General features: G+C 63.2%; 21 protein-coding genes. 13 read left to right on the top strand and 8 right to left on the bottom strand.

The window, feature by feature from the left end:
• Positions 1-10 precede the first annotated feature (10 nt).
• The 3 genes from pbN1_RS00365 to pbN1_RS00375 are packed head-to-tail and all read left to right on the top strand — an operon-like array spanning position 11 to position 5,715.
• Entirely contained in the window at positions 11-2,836 is a 2,826-nt protein-coding gene (locus pbN1_RS00365) for a helicase C-terminal domain-containing protein (protein WP_169203985.1), read from the top strand.
• A gap of 12 nt (positions 2,837-2,848) precedes the next feature.
• Positions 2,849-4,918, top strand: a complete 2,070-nt coding sequence (locus pbN1_RS00370) for a hypothetical protein (protein WP_169203986.1) — start codon at positions 2,849-2,851, stop codon at positions 4,916-4,918.
• A gap of 11 nt (positions 4,919-4,929) precedes the next feature.
• Positions 4,930-5,715, top strand: a complete 786-nt coding sequence (locus pbN1_RS00375; protein WP_169203987.1) for a phospholipase D-like domain-containing protein — start codon at positions 4,930-4,932, stop codon at positions 5,713-5,715.
• Positions 5,716-6,168: 453 nt separating this feature from the next.
• Here the strand turns inward: pbN1_RS00375 and pbN1_RS00380 are convergent, their stop codons facing one another.
• The 8 genes from pbN1_RS00380 to pbN1_RS00415 form a co-directional block, all read right to left on the bottom strand.
• On the bottom strand, positions 6,169-6,585 hold the full coding sequence (locus tag pbN1_RS00380; RefSeq protein ID WP_169203988.1) for a single-stranded DNA-binding protein: 417 nt from the start codon (positions 6,583-6,585) through the stop codon (positions 6,169-6,171).
• 532 nt (positions 6,586-7,117) lie between these two features.
• Positions 7,118-8,263, bottom strand: coding sequence for a PFL_4669 family integrating conjugative element protein (locus tag pbN1_RS00385; RefSeq protein WP_169203989.1), 1,146 nt, complete (start codon positions 8,261-8,263; stop codon positions 7,118-7,120).
• A gap of 11 nt (positions 8,264-8,274) precedes the next feature.
• Complete coding sequence (locus pbN1_RS00390) at positions 8,275-8,670, bottom strand: hypothetical protein (protein ID WP_169203990.1); 396 nt, start codon at positions 8,668-8,670, stop codon at positions 8,275-8,277.
• Between the two features lie 163 nt (positions 8,671-8,833).
• Complete coding sequence (locus pbN1_RS00395) at positions 8,834-9,388, bottom strand: STY4526/YPO1902 family pathogenicity island replication protein (protein ID WP_169203991.1); 555 nt, start codon at positions 9,386-9,388, stop codon at positions 8,834-8,836.
• Between the two features lie 150 nt (positions 9,389-9,538).
• Positions 9,539-11,062 (bottom strand): ParB family protein, encoded by a 1,524-nt coding sequence (locus pbN1_RS00400; RefSeq protein WP_244857076.1) that lies wholly within the window; start codon positions 11,060-11,062, stop codon positions 9,539-9,541.
• Positions 11,037-11,939, bottom strand: coding sequence for a ParA family protein (locus pbN1_RS00405; protein ID WP_169203992.1), 903 nt, complete (start codon positions 11,937-11,939; stop codon positions 11,037-11,039). Before pbN1_RS00405 ends, pbN1_RS00400 begins: the two co-directional genes overlap by 26 nt.
• A gap of 205 nt (positions 11,940-12,144) precedes the next feature.
• The gene (mobH, locus tag pbN1_RS00410) at positions 12,145-14,301 is read right to left on the bottom strand and encodes a MobH family relaxase (RefSeq protein ID WP_169203993.1); all 2,157 of its coding nucleotides are present in this window, start codon (positions 14,299-14,301) and stop codon (positions 12,145-12,147) included.
• Positions 14,298-14,765: a hypothetical protein gene (locus pbN1_RS00415; RefSeq protein ID WP_169203994.1), complete on the bottom strand. Its 468-nt coding sequence runs from the start codon at positions 14,763-14,765 to the stop codon at positions 14,298-14,300. The genes mobH and pbN1_RS00415 overlap by 4 nt, the downstream gene beginning before the upstream one ends.
• A gap of 596 nt (positions 14,766-15,361) precedes the next feature.
• Between pbN1_RS00415 and pilL2 the strand changes: the two genes are divergently transcribed.
• From pilL2 to pbN1_RS00465, 10 genes are all read left to right on the top strand, one after another.
• Positions 15,362-15,877, top strand: coding sequence for a PFGI-1 class ICE element type IV pilus protein PilL2 (pilL2, locus tag pbN1_RS00420; RefSeq protein WP_169202861.1), 516 nt, complete (start codon positions 15,362-15,364; stop codon positions 15,875-15,877).
• Positions 15,874-16,566, top strand: a complete 693-nt coding sequence (locus pbN1_RS00425; RefSeq protein WP_169202860.1) for a hypothetical protein — start codon at positions 15,874-15,876, stop codon at positions 16,564-16,566. Before pilL2 ends, pbN1_RS00425 begins: the two co-directional genes overlap by 4 nt.
• Positions 16,567-16,578: 12 nt before the next feature.
• Positions 16,579-17,079, top strand: a complete 501-nt coding sequence (locus pbN1_RS00430) for an integrating conjugative element protein (RefSeq protein WP_169202859.1) — start codon at positions 16,579-16,581, stop codon at positions 17,077-17,079.
• Positions 17,076-17,663 carry a transglycosylase SLT domain-containing protein gene (locus pbN1_RS00435; RefSeq protein WP_169202858.1) on the top strand — a complete coding sequence of 196 codons (588 nt, stop codon included), beginning with the start codon at positions 17,076-17,078 and terminating at the stop codon, positions 17,661-17,663. Before pbN1_RS00430 ends, pbN1_RS00435 begins: the two co-directional genes overlap by 4 nt.
• A 192-nt stretch (positions 17,664-17,855) precedes the next feature.
• On the top strand, positions 17,856-19,997 hold the full coding sequence (gene traD, locus pbN1_RS00440; RefSeq protein WP_169202857.1) for a type IV conjugative transfer system coupling protein TraD: 2,142 nt from the start codon (positions 17,856-17,858) through the stop codon (positions 19,995-19,997).
• Positions 19,994-20,770, top strand: coding sequence for a TIGR03747 family integrating conjugative element membrane protein (locus tag pbN1_RS00445; RefSeq protein WP_169202856.1), 777 nt, complete (start codon positions 19,994-19,996; stop codon positions 20,768-20,770). The genes traD and pbN1_RS00445 overlap by 4 nt, the downstream gene beginning before the upstream one ends.
• Before the next feature lie 12 nt (positions 20,771-20,782).
• Positions 20,783-21,091, top strand: coding sequence for an integrative conjugative element protein, RAQPRD family (locus pbN1_RS00450; RefSeq protein WP_169202855.1), 309 nt, complete (start codon positions 20,783-20,785; stop codon positions 21,089-21,091).
• 11 nt (positions 21,092-21,102) lie between these two features.
• Complete coding sequence (locus pbN1_RS00455) at positions 21,103-21,333, top strand: DUF3262 family protein (protein WP_169202854.1); 231 nt, start codon at positions 21,103-21,105, stop codon at positions 21,331-21,333.
• An 82-nt stretch (positions 21,334-21,415) separates the two neighbouring features.
• The gene (locus pbN1_RS00460) at positions 21,416-21,850 is read left to right on the top strand and encodes a TIGR03745 family integrating conjugative element membrane protein (protein WP_169202853.1); all 435 of its coding nucleotides are present in this window, start codon (positions 21,416-21,418) and stop codon (positions 21,848-21,850) included.
• An 8-nt stretch (positions 21,851-21,858) separates the two neighbouring features.
• Positions 21,859-22,290: a TIGR03750 family conjugal transfer protein gene (locus tag pbN1_RS00465; RefSeq protein WP_169202852.1), complete on the top strand. Its 432-nt coding sequence runs from the start codon at positions 21,859-21,861 to the stop codon at positions 22,288-22,290.
• Positions 22,291-22,299: the final 9 nt, after the last annotated feature.

The following is a 22,299-nucleotide window of genomic DNA, read 5'->3' on the forward strand; positions in this document are numbered from 1 at the left end:
GATTTTGGACTTGACTCAGAACAACACCGATTCCATGACGGGCCGTGCCTACGGCCTGCTGCGCCCGAGCTTGCTCGATGTGGGGTTCGAGGCGAATCTGCTCATTGGCCGTCAATTCGACGTCCCGCACCGCCTGCAGCCCGAAGACTACCGCTACCAACTCGAGGATGGGGTGGCTGGATACGGTGTCACCTGTGCGATCGAGAAGGTTAGCGAGCAACGCTTCCGAACCAATTCGATGCCGGTCTTTGCACAGGCGAGGGTAGATGCTCCGAGCCCGAAAGATGTCGGCATGCCTTTGCCCGCGAGCTTCCAGCTGCTCAAGGACCAGCCGCTCGAGGTGCTCAACGGCTTCCTGTCGGCACTCAAGAACTACCGCTCCGTCTGGGACAGCGTGGAAGCCGACCTGGGCCAGGCCGGCAAGACGGCCGAGCTCGATGCGGTGCGCAAGGACCGCCAGGACTACGACCGGGAGATCGACCTGATCGAGGACGGCATTGATCTCTTGCGAGAGCACGATGGCTTGCGCCGGTGTTTTTCCCTCATGAACGAGGCCATGAAGCGTGCCATCGAGTTGCAAGGCAAGGCGTTCGATGGCTGGCATCTGTTCCAGCTGGGCTTCGTCCTCATGCAGGTGAGGTCGGTGTACGAGCGCCACGCGCTCGTACATGAGCGCAAATGTGTCGCCAAGACCGCCGATGTGCTCTGGTTCTCCACGGGCGGCGGCAAGACCGAGGCCTATCTGGGCATCATCGCCTTTGGCATGCTCTATGCCCGGCTGCGGGGTCGCCTCTACGGCACCACCGCCTGGATGCGGTTTCCGCTGCGCATGCTTTCGGCTCAGCAGTTCCAGCGCCTGTCCTACGTTGTGGCGCAGGCCGAAGTGCTGCGTTGCAGGGAGGGCTTCCAGGGGCACCCCTTCACAGTGGGCTACTACACGGGCAGCGGCACACCGAGCCGCATCAGCCGCTCGGACGTCAAGGGGGCCGACATCTGGTTGCCGGAAATCGATGAAGACAGTTTGGATCGCTACCGATTCATCACCGACTGTCCTTACTGTGGGCAACGGGGTTCGGTTCACATGGCCCGCGACATCGACAAGGTCCGGATGTTGCACCGTTGCTCCAGCGTCGATTGCTGGAGCAATACGAAGGCGAAAGAAGGCGCTTACGGAGAGGGCATCGCAGGCGAAATCGGGATTTTCGTCAGCGATGAGGAATGCTACCGATACCTTCCCACGGTGCTGGTGGGCACGGTCGACAAACTCGCCGTGATCGCCCATAACGAGAAATTCGCGGGCTATCTGGGCGCGTTTCGGCATTTCTGCCCAGAGCACGGCTTCACGGCGGATGCCAAGTGCAAGCACCAGCGCATCCGCAAGGTCTTGCAGGGCAATGGCTACGAATCGGCTGACTGCGGCAACAACTCGCGCACGAGCAAGATCCGAACGATGCAGTTGGCGCCCATGCTGGACCCGGGCTTCAGTTTCCTGATCCAGGACGAACTGCACTTGCTGCGCGAGTCGCTGGGCAACTTCGATGCCCACTACGAAACCCTGTTGCAGACCCTGCAGGTGGGGCATGGCGGCCAGGCCTCCAAGGTGCTGGCGGCCACAGCCACGATAAAGGACTTCCAGAACCACATCCTGCACCTCTACATGCGTCCAGGCCGACGCTTCCCGTCTCCCGGGGCGCTGCGAGGCGAATCTTTCTATGCCCGTATCAGCCGGGATGGGGATGAGCCCTTGGTGCGGCGCTGGTTCGCCGGTGTATTGCCCTTGAGTTTCAGCCGCGGCGGGACGGAGAAGGCCGCCGCCGAGGTCGCCACGCGTTATCTGGACCAAATCGACGAGTGGTTAGAAGGTTTGGCGGCCCAAGATCCACAGATCCTGGCCCAGATCGGGATAAGCCCTGAACGAGCTGGCGTGGTACTGGATTACGTCGGAAAATTCCTCAACACTGACCTGATCTACGCCAACCAGAAGCGCCAGACGACCGCCATCATGGAGCACCTAGACAACGTCAATGCGCGTGATAACAAGGCGCGGTCATACCGGTTGTTGGACGGTCAGACCCCCTTGGATAACATTCTGGACGCCATCCACCAGGTCGAGAACAAAGCGCCCAATGATCCGATGCGCCATCTGGTCGCCACCAGCGTGGTTTCGCACGGCGTTGATATTGCTGAATTGAACTTCATGGTGCTCGATGGCTGGCCGAGGTCGACCGCTGAATACATCCAGTCGTCCGCCCGCAGTGGACGGGTACAGCCGGGCATCGTGATGTCGATCTTGAGCTCGGGCAAGCTGTTCGAATCGGGGGTCTTCCTCAACTTCGATGATTACCATTTCTTCCTCGACAAACTGGTGGACTCGGTCCCGATTAACCGCTTTGCGCCCAATGTGATGCAGCGCACGCTGCCCGGGGTGTTCACCGCGGTGATCCTGAACTGGGCCAAGTTCCAGCCAGGTTGGGGCGTGATGCTCAATCGCTACGCCAGTCAGCTGCACAAGGTGCTCAACGACGCCACAAGCGATGCCCGTCAGCGGTTGCGCGAGATGCTGGTGCGCACACTCGATGTGCCGGCAGATGTCGTCCATGAGTTCGACATACGGGTGCTGGCGTCCTTCAAGATGCAGTTGGAGGATGAGGTCGACCGAGGTCTGCACCGCCTGCAGAACCTCAATGCGGCGAGTGCCGACAAGGACTTGGGGACCGCCCTGGAGTCGATCTACCAATTCCCGCCGATGCGTTCCTTCCGAGATATCGAAAACCAGGTCGAGGTCGTCTCGGCCGGCCTCAAAGAAAAACGCACCTTGAGTGCTCTGGGTCGTTAAGGGGGGACAGAGATGTCAGAGAACATCGAACAGGAACTGGTCCAGAACAGCCGCATCTTCTACGAAGCGTTTCTGCCTGGTGCTGTGACGCGCCTACGCAACCAGGCCTTGGCCATGGTCGTGGGCGTGGCCGACAAGGAAGATGCCCTTGAAGGGCTGGACCGCACCCAGTTGGTGGATGCGGTGCGCAAGTTCCTTGCGGACTGGAAAATCGCTGGCGGCTCGGTCGATGCCCTGGTGGAGGAGGCAGCGGAACGCAATGAATTCCGGGTTCAGGCACCGTCCGAGATCTACGTGACGCCGTTCCCCCTAGTTCTGCGGTGCCAGACCTGCGGGGCGCTGGAAAACCACGACAAGCCGCGACGCCAGCATGAGCACACCTTGGCTACCACCTACACGCGGACCTCCGGCGGAGATGGCAGCTCCAAGGCCTTTATCCGTTGCTCCGAGAAGGGCTGTGGGGGGCGTATGCAACAAGTGCCCTTTGTGGTGGTACACCGCTGCGGCCACATCTCGGCGATGAACACGCCGGCAGCCGCGCGCGGGGTTAACCGCCTGGGACTGCGCCACAACAACGGGATGTTCCGCCAGAACACCTTCTTCGACCTCGCGAGCAACGACAACGTCTCGGCCGCCTACACGGAGATGTGTCCGACCTGCTCGGTCAGCCACCAGCCCGACCCCTCGATGCTTCAGAAGGGCACCGCTGTCAGTGGCGGCGACGCCTTCTTCCCCCAGGTGATCCAGTTCGTGGCGCTATCCAAGAAGCCCGGCGAGCTGGTCTCCAGCGTCCAGTCCGAACTGGTCCGCTTGCCCGAGAGCACCTTATCCGGTCGCGCAAAGGACCTCGCCGAAGGCGTGGTCTATGGCCTGCTGGGCTGCATTGACAGCGAGGCTCTGCAAGCCCAACTGCTGCAAATCCTAGAGGGCGGCGAAGTCAATGCCGATGACTTGGCCAAGATCCAGACCGAGCGCGAGAACCTGGAGAAGGAAATCGCAATGCTCGATGCGCTAATTGCGAACGGCACGCCACTCGAGTCCGTGCGTGATGCATCCAAGGAGCGCCTGTCCAAGCTCATCAGCAAAATGGGCGCTGCTGAAGGGACCTTCGTAGACGTTCGCAACTACATCGACAACGATACGGTCCTGTTAGACCTGATTCGCCAGCGTCGCACGATGGAAGCCGTGCTGCTGCGTCACGACGTTGGGCGCCAAGGCGTGGCCGAGTCAATCGAGAGCACCACCGATTCAGTGGTCAAGTTCAGCCGCTCCGAAGACTGGAAGCATGTCCAGTCCACCTATGGCATCCAAGACATCGCACACATTCCCGACTTGAAGGTGGTCTTGACCGCGGTGGGCTTCACGCGCGAGAAGCGCGAACCTGAGCGCACCCAAGGCGAGATCCCTGTCAAGCTCAACCCGTTTGAGGATCGGATCCGCTCGTCTGCCAAGGGCAAGGCCGTGCTGTATGCCTTCAGCGCCCAAACAGAGGCTTTGTGGATCCGGCTTGACCCCATAAAGGTCTTGCAGTGGTGCGTCAAGCACGCCGGCTGGGATGCGCCACCGCCTGAGGCGCTGCAGTCACGAGAGCGAGCCCAGGCCCATTTGCTTGCGCTCAGCCCCGCCTTGACCGCGGCCCCGGGCTCGGCTACCGAGCTCACCAAGACGATTGGGCTGTCTGCAGCAGCGCCGTTTCACTTGATGCACACCATGTCGCACTCGCTCATGCTGACCGCGCGCCGCCACAGCGGCTACGACAGTCAGAGCCTGACCGAGTACCTGCTGCCAATGGATTTGAGCTTCCTGATCCACGTGACCTCGGTGCAAAACTATACCGCCGGCGGTTTGTTGACGCTGTTTCAGCACTACCTGCGACGTTGGTTCGAGGACGCATCCTTGCATGCGTTCAACTGCGCGTTCGATCCGATCTGCTCGGATGTCGGCTCGGCTTGCCCCGGTTGCATTCAGATACCCCGGGGGTGTGAGACCTTCAACGCTGGGGTGTCCCGGTCCTACCTACACGGTGGTTACGTCGACAAGACGCAGAGCCTGTGGGCGCCCACGGGCTATTGGCAAAGCTGAACATAGACGATATGGCTAACACACTCCGAAGCATGCTCGTCGCTGGCCTAGCAGATCATATGCGGGTCTTGCCAGAACCCGTCGCGCGCAACCTCGCCAATGAGCTGACTTGTGAAGTCAGCACTTATGTCGCAGGAAGTCGTGGAGCCTGTCATCAGCTGCCCTGTTTTCCGCTGGTGACCTGGAACGTCTTTACCGTGGGGGTGCCCTGGGAAGCATTTGGCAATGCCCACGGCGGTCTTAATAACAGTGGCGTTGCCTCGGCGGTTAAGGCTCTGTGCAGTGCTCCCGCTCACATGGATGCCCAATTGGCAGCGCAAGCAGGGGCTTCAGGTCTCTGGGGAGGGAGTCTGCTGGTGGCGCTCGGCAAGATTCTCGGGGGAGTCAGTCACGACCTCATTATCTTTTCGCCTTACTGGCGCACTCATGGCGTGCAATCGCTACTTGCCGCCGCGGGCCGCAAGAGCTACCCCGGCGTGAATGTATTGGTCTTCACACAACCCAGGTGCAGGATGAAGTCTGGCGATGAAGAGGGCCTAGCCTTCTTTATCGACATGATGAAGGCAGGCGGGGCTTCTGTGTTGGTGATGGTGCCCTCGGCGCACGATGGCCTAACCCCGATCCTGCATGCCAAGTTGATCATTGCCGACGGCAAGACGGGCTATGTCGGTAGTGCTAACTTCACCCAATCAGGTCTGGATCACGGACTGGAGGCCGGTGTTTTAGCGGAAGGCGAAATCGCAAATGCGTTCTCGGGTTGGTCAAAAGCCATTGCGGCCGCCTGCGAGCCTTGGTAAATGCAGGATCAAAGGATCCCGATTGTTGGTGCCGATCAAGAATTGACCAAGTGCACCGAAGGGGAATTGATCAGCCCGATTCCATATTTTTTGTTGGAAGTTCAACGCGCTCCATTCGATGATGGTGATCAGCGCTCGGCCGGTATACGGCCATCAAGCTGGTCAATTCTTGATCGGCGCCAACACTCAGGGTGAAAAAACCGGTCGCGCCGCAACAGCTGACGCTGTTGTAGTGGAGCGTTCTAAAGTCGTGCTTAACGAAATCAGATAGTTACGCAATTAACTGTCGAACTCCGGAGACCCTACCTGATTGCGGAACCGCGAGTGAAATGGGCAATAAGGAGGTGTGGAACAGATGGAACAGCTCGGATCCGCAGATTCGCTCACTGGTGTACCATCGGTTGTGACTGGCCGACCTACCGCAGGGCGAACCCGATGAGAAACTGAATCGGACTAGCTGGCGTCGCTGGACGCCTCGCGCGGCAGGGTCGCGTCCCCGCGCTTTGGCTTGTACTCGACACCGGCGACCCGGCCAAGGCACAGCGTGACGTCGTCGGCAGTGACCTGGAAGCCGGGGATCTTGTCCGACGCACCATCCGGCAAGAACATGAACTGCTTGAGCACCCCTTCGACGTGGACACGCGCGCCCTTCCTCAGCAGGCGAGCGGCATCCTCGCCGCGTTGCCCCCAGAGGGAGACACGCATCCAGAATCCTCCGACTTGCTGATATTCGTCGTTGGCCTGGTCGTATGCGTAGTCATCGAAGAACACGCGCATTTCGGCGACCACTTCGTCGCCGCCGTTCACGGGAATGCGCTTGAGGATGGGTGCATCACCGAGATTGCCTTTTCCCTTGAAGACATTGGGCATGCTTTTCTCCTTGGCGTCACGTTGGAACACGGAGGCAGCCGACGCCGGCGCTCCCACCGTGCGGAACACTACAGGCTTCGCTGTTGGGCATGCCGCAGCGCCAACCGCGCCTCGATCTCACACTGATTGAGCTCGAGGGCGCGCCGGTGGGTACGCTCATACCACTCGCGCAGCGCCCCGGGAAGTTGGGCGAAATGGGCGTGGATTGCGCCCCACGGGATGTGGCCGGCCCGGGGCCCGGCGCCTGCCGCACGCCAGCGCAGGTGAACCTGACCGGTGGCTTTGCGCCGATGCAGAGACAAATAGAAGGTGCGTCCCCGCACGCGCCGAGTCAGCCTGGACAGGTCATCTTGCGCGCGGTGAATCCTGTCAACACTCGCGGCGGCTTGGCGCACGTCGGTCGGGGTTCCGCCCCTACCCGTAAAGGCCTTTGCGTCACACTCCTGTTGACGTGCCGGCGCGTTGTCGCACGTGCTGGGGGTTGCCGCACGATCCGGAGTATTGGATTGCGCCATGTCCGCGCCACTCGCGATCAGTCGACCAGGCCGTCATCAGTTGCGTCATCGACAGCTGCGCCACTCTCCTGACTGATTGCCGCAAGCTCCTCCGCCACGCGTTCGAGCATTGCCTTCTCGGTATCCGAGATTGCGACACGGCGCTGGGAGTGACGCGAGACTTGCTGGCTGGCATATACGCCGGGCGGCACGGGACCAAAAATGCCGGTGACGGCTGCGACACGTCGCTGGGCATTGGTGTCGGCGCCCGGCAAGAAGTCGATGCGGCTGAGTGGCAGCAATTCGGGTTTGGTGAGCCACGTCTCGAACCGGATGAACTCCTCGAAAGCCGCACGCATCGGGCGGGTGAACTGCCGGATCGCATCGTGCTCCTGTTTGTCGGAGAACATGGCCTTGCGTCCGAGGGTCTTGACGACCCGGACGTAGAAATCGAACTCGACGATCAATTCGGCAATCGCGTAGCCGTAGGGGCTGCGGAACCCGAGTTCCAGTACCTTCGGTTCACGCGACTTGAGAATCGCAAAGCCGAGACCTTTGTCCGCCTTCTTCTTGATCTCGGCGTCGAAGGTCCGGGTTTGGTGATCCAGGCCACGTCGCAGTTCGGGGATGCGGTTATCGGCCCGCAAGAGTGCCCAGTCGGCGTAAGGGTTGTTGTTGCGGGTCAGCGTCCACAGCGCCTTGAGGCTGGACGCGACGCGCTTTCCCCCGGGAATTGCGTTGTACTTTCCCGCGGGGTCGCGTCGGCGCCCCATGAACATTCGAAATCCTTCCTTGGTGTGCAGCGTCATCGTGTCGACGCCGTCGTCGACCAGCCCCCCGAGGTCGCGGAGCTGGTTGGCAACGCTTGCTTCGACGACATGGTCCGCCCCGTTGGTGACCCGATAATCCGCCTCCATCTGATTCAACCTGTCGCAACGCTGCAGGTAGAGCTCATAACGTGGCCAACGCGGATCGGTGGGATCGGGATCCTCCGACTCGATGAGATCGAGGAGTTTCGCGCGCTCCCTTGTGATGCTGTACCGGTCATCAAACGGCGAGGCGTCATCGGTCTCGAAGGGAATGGATGCGCCGCCCGGAAAGATCGGCTCGATGAGACCGGGTTGGCTGGATGGGAGGAGTGGGGAGCGGACAGGAGGGCGAGTAGTGGAATTGGGCGAAGCCATGAGACGTTCCCTCACGTAACGTGGGTTAAAGGGGCCGCTCCGACGTCCTGGACGTCGCGCAGGCGCGAAAGCGCGGGAATCGGCGTGAAGCCGGGGATGAACTCGACGTCCGGAAGCGGGCGGCGCAACAACTGGCGCAGTGCCAACACATTCACCCGGTATGCGGCAGTGGCGCGCGGGATCTTCTTGCTCGTGACCAGGGAATCCTGTTCGAGACGCTGCAGGGCGCGCTGAACCACTTGATGACCGAGCCGGGTGCACGTGGACAACGTGCGGCTCGAGATGCGCACCGACGTTCGATCGGCGGAGCGCCACAGCAGGGCGAGCAGAACCGCTGTGGCGGGATAGTCGCCGTCGAGGCGCACGAGGAGGTCGAGGGCGATCTGTTGCTCGGCTGTCGCAGTCACAGGCCGTTGATCTGGACCTGATGAATCCAGCGGTAAAGGCCCTTTCGCTGGGTCGATTGAATCCACAGGAAAGGGATTTACTGCTGGGTCGATTGAATCCAGACAGGCCGTTTGCGTGGAGAATCGTTCCGCATCCGCTGGAGGCGCCGCCGATGTCGGCGATTCAGGCTGTCTCACAGTCGTCGAATTCGTGCACGACATACCAGAGCGTCGCAATCGAGAGATCCGGAAAAACGTAATGCAGCTCCACGTACTGACGTTGCGGCGAGAACCTGCTGCAGATCTGCGGCCATGCGTGCTGCACGGCCTCGCGAACCTCCGGTTTCGGCAACGGAGGACGGCCTCGCGGCTGGGACTCCGGACACAACAGGGCGCGTTGCTCGCGAATCTGTTCCATCGTCATCTTGAACAGATGCACCAGTAACTGGGGGTGAGCGCCGTGCTGGACGTGGTACTCCATCAGTTGCCGAGATTCCGTCATCGCTTCGTGCCGACGATAGGCGGCCTCGAGGGTTGCCGGCGCGAAGTGAACGGAAACGTCGAGCTGGGGCATGCCGGCGATCGCGTTGAGATCCCTGACGGAGGCTGTGCGCAGGGTATCCAGGAGGTCCGGACTGAGGCCCGCGTCGAGCAGTGTCTCGACCTCACCCATGTCGAGCAGATGGATGAGATGGGACAGGAGCGCAACCCGTAGTTGTTCACTCTTTATCGGGATCATCCCGCTACCCCAATTCTGTTAAGCCTCCGGATTTGGCCGCGAGCGGTGCTCACGACCAACGTGCCTCCGCGAACATTTCTCCCGCCTGACAACGTGCTTCCGGCAACGCGGTGCGACGGCCGAAAGCGGAGGTCCGGGAGCCGATTACATTCACTCGGGCGAGTGTTCATCCGGAAACTGTCGGTGGTAGGTATCCATCAGCGTTCGCATCAGGGGCCAATAGGTCGGCTGCAGAAGCAGCGAAATGATGTGCTGTGCATCGGCGTCGGCGACATCGCTACCGCCTGACAGGCTCACCAGGAGCCGGTGCGCTGCCTGCCGTGTGCGCGTTTCCGGCGCGCCAATTGAATGCTCGCTATCGGCAAGCGGCGCCATGCAGAACCCGTGCGCCTGGGCGCTATCCCAGCGTACGCACGAGGAAATCTGGAACGGAGCGGCGAAACCGTTCAGGGCCACGGCAAAGGTAGGCGTCCCGGCCGGTCCGCTGTCGGTGCGGCCCCTTCCCGTTCGCTTCCGCGGCGGCACCGATTGCGGCTGCGGCGGAAAAGCGATGTGGTCGCCGGTCCGTGTTGCACTCTCCGGATCGAAGTGACCGGGCAGCGTGCGATCAATCGAGATCGGCCCCCCGGCCGGCGGGTCGCCGGCCAGCCGGGCGCGAATTTCGGCGGACGAGAGTTGTTTCGCCGCCCCCATCATGGCGAACAGTGTCTGTTCCACCGCGGAAACAGGACAGTTCGCCTGCCGGGCGAACTGGGCGTTCATTTGCGCCAGAATCCTCTCGACTTCCACGGCGGCAAGCCGCGGCGGATCATCCTGCTCCCGCACGGCGTTGATCTCGTTCGCGGCATCGGCCGCGAGCTGCTGAAACTCGGTCATGCGAACGTAGGGATCCAGATTGAGGGCCTCGGCAAGCTTCTCGAGGTGCCCAAAACGGCTGCGAATTGCCCCCGCGCTCTCGTGGGTAAGATGCGGGCCGAACGGCGCCAACTGGTCGACGGCAAACAGGTAGTTCGTCGCGGTGACCGCGTGCAGTTTCAAACCGCACTTGTTGGCATGTTCTGAAAGGGCACGGAGACTCAGCGGTCCTGCGAGATCCGCCTCCAGCTCGGACTTCAGAAGCGCCACGCCGCGGGCCTTCTCCCAGAATGTGGTATCCGCCCGAAGCTCGTTCTCGATCAGATGGGCGGCGATGACGTCGCTTTCACTGACCCACGGATGGACGACAGCGCGGATCCATTCGTACCCGGGGTCTTTCGTCTCGTGCCATAGCTCCTGAACGATCTGCAGGCGGGTGTTGCCTCCCATGTAGCACATGTACCGATCGGACTGCGGCCTGCGAGTGACGGATAGCGCCTCGCCGAGCCCGCCGCGTGCTTCGATGGAGGCCCGGATCTCGGCGTAGCGCGGATTGGTTTTCACTCGCGGATTGCGGTCGTAGCAATCGATTTCGGTACACCGCAGCATCATCCAGCCATCAACGGCCTGACTCGCCTTGATACTTGCGGCAGAAGTGTCGGGACTTCTCACCGCAAGGCTGTGCGCTGCGACAAGCGCCCGCCTTTCCGCGGCGTTCGATGCGCATGAGGGGGCGGGCCGAAGTTTTCCCTGCTTTTCCATTTGCTGCGCCAGATCCTTGATGGAGATGGTTTCAGGCAGTCGTGTCTTGGAGCGCATCGGCTACCTCGGCGCCTGAACCGGTCGATATCCCACCGGCGTAGTTCCCTTCCAGACTGGGAATCAGTTCCCACAGGAGCGTGTGCATCGTGTCGCGCGCCTTGCCGGGATCAATCCAGTGAACCGGGAGTTGGGCGGTCGCCGCGTTCTTGTAGGCCACCGCATGCGGGACGACGGTGTTCAGGACACTGACCCGGCATTGCAGCTTTCGATACTCCTCGCGAATGGCCTGGGCGATCTCGCGCGAGTCGCGGGTGTTTTCCTGCCGGTAGATCATCGCCTGCATCGGAGGAACGGAGAATCCGAACGAGCGGGCGGTTTCGACGCGATTCAGCAACTTCTGCGTGCCGTCGAGGAATTCGCGCGCGGAAAGGATGTCGGGCGATACGGGTGACAACAGGATATCGGCAGCCAGGACCGCGGCATCCTGGAGATGGCCGACCGCGCCCTGCGTGTCGATGAGCACGACGTCGTAGTTCTCGGACAGCAGCGGACTGCGTAGCGCGAGCTTGATGCGAAGTGCGCTATCCATGCGCGGCGCCAGCCAGTCCTGTAGCGTCCCCTCGGGCGCATCGGAAACGACGAGGTCAAGGCAGCCGTTCGGATTGAGTCGCGGCTGCCCGCGTGGAAGCATGGGCGCAAGGGCAAGATCGATCGTCGAGATGCAATCGTCAGTGAGTGCACCTTGCTTGATCATTTGCGTCAGCCCGTGGGGAGCCAGGCGCCCGATCGGAAAATACCGGCTGAGACTGGGCTGGACGTCCGCATCGATCAGCAGCACCCGCATTCCCAGGTCCGCCAGGAGCGCGCCCAGATTGGCGTTCACGGTCGTCTTGCCGACACCGCCCTTCGTCGATACGACGCTGTAGACGATCATCGAACCCTCCGTTCTAAACAACAGAAACGGTGGCGATTCTCAAAGGGACGGAGAGCGATGGGAAAAGCATGAGTGCCGCGGGGCGAAGCCCCGACACCAGCTCGCGTTGCGATGAGCTGTGTCCCACATGGAATTTGCCTGTCAACAAATAGAATTGGCCAACATTTGATACTTGTCAAGCATCCGACATGTAAATGACGCTCTTCTAGCCCTCGCGCGCAGGACGGGCGAGGTTTTCGGAGAATGTAACAATGTTTGGATTCGGAAGCGGGACAGGGTTGATCCAGCGCTCGGGATGCTTGATCACTACCGCGGCGAGCTTGCCGACAGGCTTCCCGCCGCGCCCGAGCACCGTGTAGTGATGAACATTGGAATTGCCCGCCCCGACGACGTGCCAGCGTGCCTTGATGACCTGCCGCTGGATGCCGCTACCCGGTTTGTCGTTGACGCCCGAAGCGCGAACGGGCCCGTTGCCGTCGTCGCCATAGAGTGTCGCGAAGTCACGGAATGTCCGCGGAGAGACCAACGCCATTCCCTCTGGCACGAAATGGACAGGGGCTCCGGCTTCGTTGTAGGGAATGGATCCGTCTGCGATGCCCTGTTGCAGCCACGCCATGAACAGGAGGGCAGCATCACCGGGTTCCGGCGCGTCGCTGGCCTCGCTCCGTGCGCCTTTCCGGGGCGACCCGGGCACGTGCGCAAAGGGCGTGACCGGACGGCTAGCCGGCAGGAGTGCGGGACGCGGAGCGCCGACGCGTGTCGCAGCGTCCGAAGCGGCAGCGGCAGAGTCGTCTTCGGACAGGTAGTCGTCCTCGATAGCGGCACTTGCCGGTACTGCATTTGGCGGTGATGGTCGTGGGGTCGCCCGCCGCGGCTCGTTGAACCCGGTCGGCGGGGATGCAGCATGTGCCGGCCTGGGCGGGGGCACGTCGAGCTCCTTGCGTGTTGTCGACGATCGCTGTCCGGATTCCTTGTCACGGTTGCGGCCCGGATCCCCTGGCTCCGCGGCTTTCGGCTCGTCGCTGTCGCTCTTCTCGCGCGCATGGCGCGGCGCCTTCACGACGATCGCACCATCGAACGCGGGCGGATAGTCTTCCGGTCGGTCGAACAGCGTCGCGAGCGGGAACTTGAGCATCGCAAACTCATGCCCATATCCGCTGCCACGGATTTCCACGTACCAGATGGCCTGGCCTGTATCCGGGTTACGCTCCAACAGGCCATAGTCCTGCCAGGTGTCGAACAGCCGGTCGTTCTTGCTCGGCCCCGGAACACTGTCGGCGCAGTCGGGATCGGTGCGCGAGATCTCCTCGCGCACGGCATCGGCCAGACGTTTTGCCACGAACCAGGCGGCGCCCTCCGCAACCCAACCTGCCGCACCGTCCCGATTCAGTGGCAATCCCCCTTGGCGCAGCAGGCGGCGCATTGCTTCCATCAGCCGCTCGACCAGGGGGACGGCTGTTGCAGATCCGAACTGGTTGCGCGGCCCTTGCTGCAGGTTGCTCGCGGCCGAGCGCTGATCCGCTCCGCGCACAATCCCGGTCAGCACACTGCTTGCGTCATCCCCTGACAATACGGCGTCCAGCTCGCGCATGACGGCAGGTTCGCGCGCCAGAAATGCGAGCGCTGTTGCAGGCACGATGCGTGGCGCCAACACTTGCGGCAAACGCCGGTGGGCTGCGTAGTTGCGTTCTGCTGCCGGGGCAAAACGGACTTCGTACTCCTCTGCGCCAGCCGTGACCATGTCGCCCGACATCGGAAGCCAGGGGCGCGCAGGGCCGTCCGGACGATCCGCAAGACTCACGCGAAGGTCGGTTATGGGCTTGCCGATGTCGTGAAGGAGCGCCGCGAAAATGACGGCGTAGGTCCAGTGATCCCGCTGCGCATCGATCTGCTCGGCGGCTCCGCCACGCGGTAGCAGATAGCCGTTGCGCAGGCAGACCGCCGCATACACGACCTCGATGGTATGTGCGGCAAGCCCGCCGAGGTGGGCGTGATGATGGGCCTCGCTTGCTGGCAGAAGCTGCACGAACCGCAGGTACTGTTGCATCGCGGGTGCAATGTCCCGCTCCCACGCCAGGTTGCCCAGTTTGGATTCGCGCTGGATCTGTTGCAGTGCTCCGGCCAGGTGGCACACGTCAATCAATGCCGCGACATCAAGAACCCTCAGCCATCCATGGCGGTTCGCGGCCAGCCGGTGCGCGTCGCCAACCGCGATCGTGGATCGTGATGCGGGAGTCGAACGCCGCGAGCCGGCCGCCGTGCGATATGCCGCCATCTTGCCTGTGACCGGCCACAGCAACCAGGCGCCCAGTCCTGCCGCCGCAAGAAAACAGCCCACGGCCAATACCGCCAACACGATCACCCCCTGCGACTTCCAATCTGTGCGGTACAGAACTGCGTCAAGAGCCAGTTCTGCAGCACTTCGCGTCGCGGATAGGGGCCTTCGGATTCCCACACTTCAACCGTTACCCCCTCGCAGAATGCGGTGAAGGTCTCGGTGAGAGGCTCCCACTTCTTGCCGTCGCGGCGTTTGGCCCGGTAGCGACAAAACGGCAGATCCGACAAATCGGCCGCCAGTTGGCCCGGCTCGGCGGGTTTCAGGGCTTCAACGTAGTGGGCGAGAAGGTTTCGCACGGAAATGACCGGATCGTCCTCGGCGTAGAGGTACGTTTCCAGCCCGTCGTACCGGGCCAGCCAACCGAACAGGACGCTGCGCCAACCGGGTTCCCCCAGTCCCTCCAGAAAATGCCCGATGGTGACAACCGCCTGAACCCGCGCCTCTTCCTGGTGCGGCGGGATGGGCGGCGGCATAGTGTTCATCAGCATTCCACCTCCAGCAAAATGCCCGGTTCCCTTCTTGTTTGCGCATCGAACGGCCGGGGGTGAGCCGCCGTCGCTTCACCATACTTTAGTCGTACGCATGCGTCAGCACCACTTCGCCCTGCGTGCCGGAGCGTAGTCTCCCCAAGCGTGCGGCACGCCTGCCCTTTCCGTCCTTCGTAAAGCCGCGTCAATTTCCAGGACTTTCCACTGGGCATGGGGCCGACGGTGTGCTACGGCCCTTTCCGGGGCCTGCCACGGCAGGCTTCGGCCCCCCTGGCCGGTAAACCCTTGCCGCAAGGCCCCCCTCCCCGTGAATCCTTCGCCCAGCCCCGACTGTAGGGGCTGGGCGCCCTTTCGGGTTGGGCCCGTACCCCCTACGCGAAGGCCCGCCGCCGGGCCGCCCCCTTTGCCCGCCGCCATTTCGCCCTACCACTGCCTTAAGCATTTTGCAAGCATAAAGCCGCGCAATCTTTTCCGATTTCACACCTGCACCGCACGGACGCCCTCGCCACACTCTGCTCCGTGACTGGCCGCTGACAGCGGGCCGCACCCCCACCGCCAACACGGCAGGGGTGCCTTTCTAACCGACGGAGCACCCAATGCCACGCATTGTCGCAATCGCTCTCCTTCTGACGGTTGGCGCGTCGTGGGCGGAGGCTGCTTCTGACGAACTCCACCTGGCCCGATACTCGACGACTTCGATCACGCCCGACCCGTCCGCATTAAATCCGCTGGCGGCCATCGCCACCGTGCGCTTTCCCCGCGACCACGTGCGCACCGTGGGTGATGCCGTCGACTACCTGCTCCTTCGCACGGGCTATCGTCTCGAATCAGTCGATTCCGCCGCACGCGAGCTCTTTCCGCTGCCCTTGCCCGAAGCCCACCGCGAACTGGGCCCTTTTCGCGCGCTGACCATTCTCGAGCTTCTCGTCGGCGAGGCCTACAAGGTCGACGCCTCCCCGGTGCATCGCACCCTGGCTATCGGTCTTCGCCTCCACGACGGACCTTCACACCTTTCCGGTCCGCGTCAGGAACCGGCCTCAAGCCAATCCGGCGCGGCGACCTTCGACGACGCGGTGAGCATTCCCGTCGTCACGTCGGAGCCGCGGCAATGAGCATGCCCCAGGCCACGCTGACGCAAGACGGTGCCGGCGAAACCGTCGCGCTCCCGCCCCGTCATCACCCGGGTCGTCGCCGGGTCGTCTTCGTGCTGATCATTTTCCTTGTCATTGCCGGTATCGCCCTTTCGGCGCTTCACGTTCTCCGTGCGCCGGCCCCGCCCGAGGCGATGCCGCAGGCCCGGTCGCAGCACGAGAGTGCAGGTGCGCTTGCGCCCCCTTCGCTGTCCGATCCGCTCCCGGCACGGGGGGCCGAGTCCTCCGCGCGCCTGGACAGCGTTGAAGAACGCACCGTCGAATTGGCGCGACGGGTGGATGGACTGGTCACGACCCTGGCCGAACTCACCACGTCCCTCACCACGTCCGTGACGGCGCTTTCCGACGCCAACGCCCAACTGCGCTCGCGGCTCGACGTCGTGAAACACCCCCCGCAGCCCGCGATTCACCGTCCCCCGCGCATCAATCAGCCAGCGCCATCCAAGCCCAGGCTTCCCGAAATCGTGTCGATTGACAGCTGGGCCAACCAATCTTCCGTTGCCATTCGCGACGCCGACGGCCACCTCGCCTTCTATCGCGAGGGCGACACGGTCGGTGTCGCCCGTATCGAGCGAGTTGACACTTACGCCCGACAGGTCCAGTTCCGCCTCCCAGACGGAAGTACCGCCACGGTCAGGGTTCACGACTGAAGCGGGCCCCATATGAAAAAGGGACTTCTTCCGCTTCTGCTTCTGCCCGTTCTCGCGGACGTGCGCGCTGTGGATACCGCGACGACCGAAGTGGCCGCCACCCGCCCCGGCATCACCGACAGGCAGTTCGCCGGCACATCCGATACGGGCGTATCCAGCACCGACATCCTGGAGGCGCGTTACTGGGGCATCACCGTGGAAGAGCTGCAGCGCGCCCGCATCCTCATGCGCGGTCCGCGTGGTGCCTTCAGCGATCCGCGCATCAGTCCGGTGGAAGTGCTGGGTGTCCACGCCCGCTCCGACGCGGAGCGCACGCGCTACGGCGAACTCTTCGCAAGGCTGCTACACGACGATGCCGAGCGCGTTCTCGCATGGCAACGGGCCGGCACCGAAGCCATGCGCCGCCTCTATCCGAACGACAAGGTGGTGGACTTCTCCGGTCTCCGCCCGGCCAGTGCGAAGGGCAAGGTGCTGCCGAACTGGTTCTTCGCGCCGGGAGCCAGCCGCGAATGACGACGCACATGCAAAATTCCCGGCGGACGTTCCTCGGCACGGCGACATCGGCCCTGGTCCTCCTCGCCGCACCCGCGTTGTCGTACGGCCGAAGCGACGACAACGGCCAACGGCGCACCTATCCCCCCATCCCGCCGGCGTATGGGCAGGTTGCCCGATCCCTTGGTCTGCCCGCCACGATCCTCTACGGCGTGGCGATACAGGAGTCGGTCATGGTGTGGAAGACCGTGGCTCTTCCCTGGCCATGGACGCTCAATGTGCGCGCGGTGCCGCGTCGCTACGCGAGCTACGCGGAAGCGGTAACCGACCTTCGGCAGGTGCTCGCCCAGGGGGTGCGCAACGTCGATTGCGGCACGATGCAGGTCAACTGGCGTTACCACTCCGACAGGTTGCGCACCCCGACCCTGGCCCTCGATCCCTGGCACAACCTGACCGTGGCGGCTTCGATTCTGCTGGAGCGGCGGGCTGCCGCAACGAACTGGTTTGACGCCGTGGGGGCCTATCACGTCCAGGACGATGAAGGCCGCGCTACCCGGTATGCGCGCTCCGTATTTGCGCACATCGCGAGGATCGAGCATGTGTGAGTCCGCCCTGCCCGCGTCCAGCGCATTGGCCGCTTCCGCTCCGATCACCGTCCCTCCGGTGATCCTCCGCCGCAGCTCCCGCGGCTCCTCCCCCACTGCAATGGCGGGTTCTGCACAACCATGGCCCCCCTCCCACCGGGCCTCCTCCCTGCCCACGACCATGGTTGTGCGTCCTTTTTCGGGGAGCGGAAAGTGAGCCGCGGCGTCATCGAGGCGTGGTTGCGGCCTCCGATCGAGATCTGGAGCGCGGTGACTTCCGCTTCTTGCGGACTGGTTGCCCTGGTCGCGCCATGGGTGCTGATGATGCCCCCCGAGCTGGGACGCGTTACCGCCCTGCTCGCCATCGGTTTCGCGGGCCTGCGCGGAAAGCAGGCGTGGCGCGTATGGCGCTACCAGTATGGACTCACGCGCTACAAGACCACCGCCATCGCACCGCACAAGCTGCCGTGCATCCCTGGCAAGTTGTACCTGGGCGAAGGATTTGCGTGGGGACAGCAGCATACGCAACGCCGAATGGATGCGGCCCGACCGGAAGCGCAGCCGTATCTCGCCCCGGGCCTCCTGATTACTGCAACGCGCATGACACTGAGGGGCCTGCGGCACACCCCGCTCAAGCCCCTCGCCGCGGCACTTACGGCACCACGCTGGTGGAATCCGCTGGCCGAACCGCCCGATCTCGGCGGCACACCCATTCTTCACGGCGTCGAGCCAAAGGAAGTCCACGTGACCTTGGGTCAGAAGCATCGCCCCGGACATCTCCTGTGGCTGGGCACGACACGCGTCGGCAAGACGCGCGGCATGGAACTGCTGGTAACGCAGGACATTCGCGACCGGAAAGTCGTAATCGTCATTGATCCGAAGGGCGATGCCGAACTCATGTTGCGCGTCTATGCAGAAGCGGCCCGTACCGGCCGGATGGACCATCTCTACCTCTTCCACCTTGGCTATCCGGACATTTCTGCGCGCTACAACGGCATCGGCAACTTCGCCCGTATCACGGAAGTCGCCAACCGCACCACCAATCCCCTGCCTTCGAGCGGGAACTCCGCGGCCTTCAAGGAGTTCGCGTGGCGATTCACCAACCTGGTCGCCCAGGCACAGGTCGCGCTGGGGCAGGTGCCCACCTACGATCTGCTGCTGCGCGACATCACGGACATCGAACCGCTCTTCCTCCGATACGCCACCCACATCCTCAGGATGCAGGGCCCGGACGACTGGGAACTGCGACTCGAAAAGGTCCAGACCCAAATCGAGAAGCGTCAGATCACTGTGCCACGCGCGCTGCAGGATCGCAGCCAACATCTGGTGGCGCTCGTGCATGTGCTGAAGGACCTGCAGTTGCCCGATGCCGTGTTGCAGGGTCTGGCGACTGCTGTGCGCTATGAACGCAGCTTCTTCGAGAAGATCGTGGCTTCGCTCGGACCGTTTCTCGAGAAGCTCACCACCGGCCCTGTCGGCAAATTGATTTCGCCGGACTATTTCGATCCGGCCGACACCCGCCCGATCTTCGACTGGATGCAGATCATCCGCCAGGGCGGCATCGTGTACGTCGGGCTCGACGCGCTATCGGACGCCACGGTCGCCGCCGCGGTGGGCAATTCCATGCTGGCCGATCTGGTCAGCGTCGGCGGCAAGCTCTACAAGACGGGCCTCGACCCCCATCATCCGGAGGGCAAGATCGTCCTGCCCGAAGTGGCCTGCCACTTCGACGAGGTCAACGAAATCGCCGGGCCGGAGTTCGTCCCGATGGTCAACAAGCTGGGCGGATCCGGTTTCAGCATCACCGCGTACACCCAGACCATTCCGGACATCGAAGCCAGACTCGGCGACGCCGCAAAGGCCCGCCAGGTCCTGGGCAACTTCAACAACATCATCATGCTGCGGGTCAGGGACCCGGGCACGGCGGAGTTCTTCTGCAGCCAGCTGCCCGAGGTCGATGTCCGGCACCTGATGGTGGTGACCGGTGTCAGCGACACCGACGGGTCCACGGCGACGGACTTCACCTCGCGCAACGAGGATCGCCTGTCCACCCAGCGGGTGCCGATGGTGTCGCCCTCCGACATCATGGCACTCCCGCAAGGACAGGCCTTCGCCCTGCTCGAGGGCAACCGCCTCTTCAAGCTCCGTTTCCCGCTTCCCGACCCGGCAAACGATCGCTTTGTGCCCCCGTCCCTGCAGGAGGTCGCGAACCAGATGCGGGCTAAATACCGTACATCCGAACACTGGTCCGCCCAGACCGACTGGCTCAAGGACATGCCCATCGGGCTCGTCGCCCCGCTCGGTTTCACGGTGGGCGACTCGGAAGGAAATGACGATGGGGAGGCTGCAGCATGAGTGCCGCCGCTTCATCGGCGCGCCCGCCACCTCGCGCATCCACGGCGCCGGCCTCGTCCGCGCCGCGCGATGTTCGTTCCAGGGGACCACTCAGCAGCCTGGCTGATCTGGTCGTGGGGCTGCTCTTCGCGACCATTACCTCGTGGGTGTTCGGCACCGCGCTGACGATCGCCGGTGACTATACGTTCTGGAAAGGTGAAGGGATCAGTCAGGCGCGCGGTGCCGTCGCGGAGGACTTCGGCTATATCCAGGGCTTTCCGCGCTCCCTCATCGTCGAGGACACCGTGGTCTTCGCCCGCGATCTTGCCGAACTCGTCACGCGGCCCTATGTGTGGCTCCACGCCCCGCTTTTCATTGCCCGTGCGAATGCGATCGATCCCGGTGCGGCAGCCAAACCCCAGGCACGTACTGCCCGGCGCATCGTCAGGGAAGCCGGCCGCTGGGTCGAGATCTCACTCTATGTCGCGCAGGACACGGTGATCCGGCTGGCCGTCGCCTTCTACGCGCTGCCGGCGTTCGCCATGGCCATCCTCCTCGGCCTCATCGATGGCCTGGTGCGTCGCGATCTGCGCAAGTGGTCGGGCGGGCGCGAATCCTCCTTCGTCTATCACCACAGCAAGCGCTTCGCGTGGTGGTTCCTGACCGCCGGATTCACGGCCTACCTGGCGTGGCCGTTCGGGGGTTTCAACCCGGCCTATCTCGTCCTGGCCTTCGCGATTCTCGTCGCCGCCTCCGTCTCCACCACCGCGTCCACCTTCAAGAAGTACCTGTGAAGGAGTCCCGTCATGCCCCGAATACTGCGTCCGTTGTTTCTCTCGTCGCTGTCCGCCGCCGCTGCGCTCGCCTTCATGCCGGCGCATGCAGACGAGGATACCGAGCGCGAAAACCTCGCGCGCCTGGAGCATGAAATCGCGCTCCTTGGCGAGGAGGTGCGCGCCGCGAAGGCGCACGCCCCGACGCTCGCGAGGGTGCGGTTCCAGTACGACGATCTGGCGCGCGATCTGGACCTGATCCGTGTCGGGATTGCGGAGCATCTCAACGCGCCTCGTCAGCCACGACCGATCGAACCGCTCAAGGGCGACTACCGGCGCTGACGGGAGCGGTCATGACCTCCGAACAAGTCCAGGCGTTCTCGAACTCGGCGGGGGTTTCCCCGGCCGCCATCGCCATCGTCGTTGCGATGATCGTCGCCGCGGTCGGCGTGCTATGGGCCGCGGACATGGTTCGCCGGCTGGGTATCGAGGGACTCCACGACCCTCGCCGCCTGCCAATGCTTCTTCTCTACAAGCTGCGGGTACTGATCATCGTCTTGCTGCTGATCTATTTGCTGACCTAGATCGCGGCCGGTCCGGCAGGCAAGGCCGCAGGTCTGCCGGTTTTTCCATGGCGCGGCGCCTCTTCACCCACCGGAGGGAATCATGAAACGTCTCACCTATCATTCAGGCGCACCGGGCGGAGCGATCCATCGCGCGGCCAGCGGTTTGGCACGCTGGTGGCGCTCGCCCACGACGATCCCGCGAGCCGCTCCGCTCGTGGTTGCGATCCTCGCCGCCGCCTTCGTCATCGAACCTGCCCTGGCCGAACTGCCGACTGCCGTGCAGGCAGGCAGCGCCGCCTCGGGCGACTACATCGAAATCGGCAAGCAGTATTTCAAGAACGGTCTCATCGTCCTCGGCCTGATCATCGCGACGCTGGGCTTCATCGCGGTCGCGGCCGGGGGCATTGCGAAGTTCAACGAGTACCGCATCGGACGCGCCGAACTGGGTGACCTTGGCGTCCTCGCCGTTGTGGGGGCCGTTGTGCTGGTACTCATGGTGTACCTCCTCAACGAAGCGGCGACCATCATCGACTAGGAGGCATCATGGAATCCGCGAGCCCCATGGTCCCTCAAGATGCGCCCCCCGGGCCGACCACTGCTCCGCTGCCGGATCGGGTGAATGCAGAACCGGCGATCATCAAGGGGCTGTCGTCCACCGAATCCCAGTGGGCCATCGGGCTGGCCGTCCTTGTGTGGTTTCCCGTAGGCAGCCTGGTTGGATTTGCCATCCATCACCTGCCGATGGCCGTGCTCATCATCGCCACCGGCCCCATCGCAACCGTCTGGCTCGCGGCGGGCCAGATGGCGAAGCTCAAACGCAATCGGCCGGATCACTACTACCTGCATCTGCTCCTGCATTGGGCGGCCTCCGTGCGTCTCATCCGATCCGGGTTCGTCACCCATTCGGGCGCCTGGGACATCGGCCGCACGCTCCTTCCGGCGCGCGCGCCGAGGTCACGCGTACGTATCCGTTGAGTCAGGAGA

It is taken from the genome of Aromatoleum bremense (genome assembly GCF_017894365.1).
Lineage (GTDB): Bacteria > Pseudomonadota > Gammaproteobacteria > Burkholderiales > Rhodocyclaceae > Aromatoleum > Aromatoleum bremense.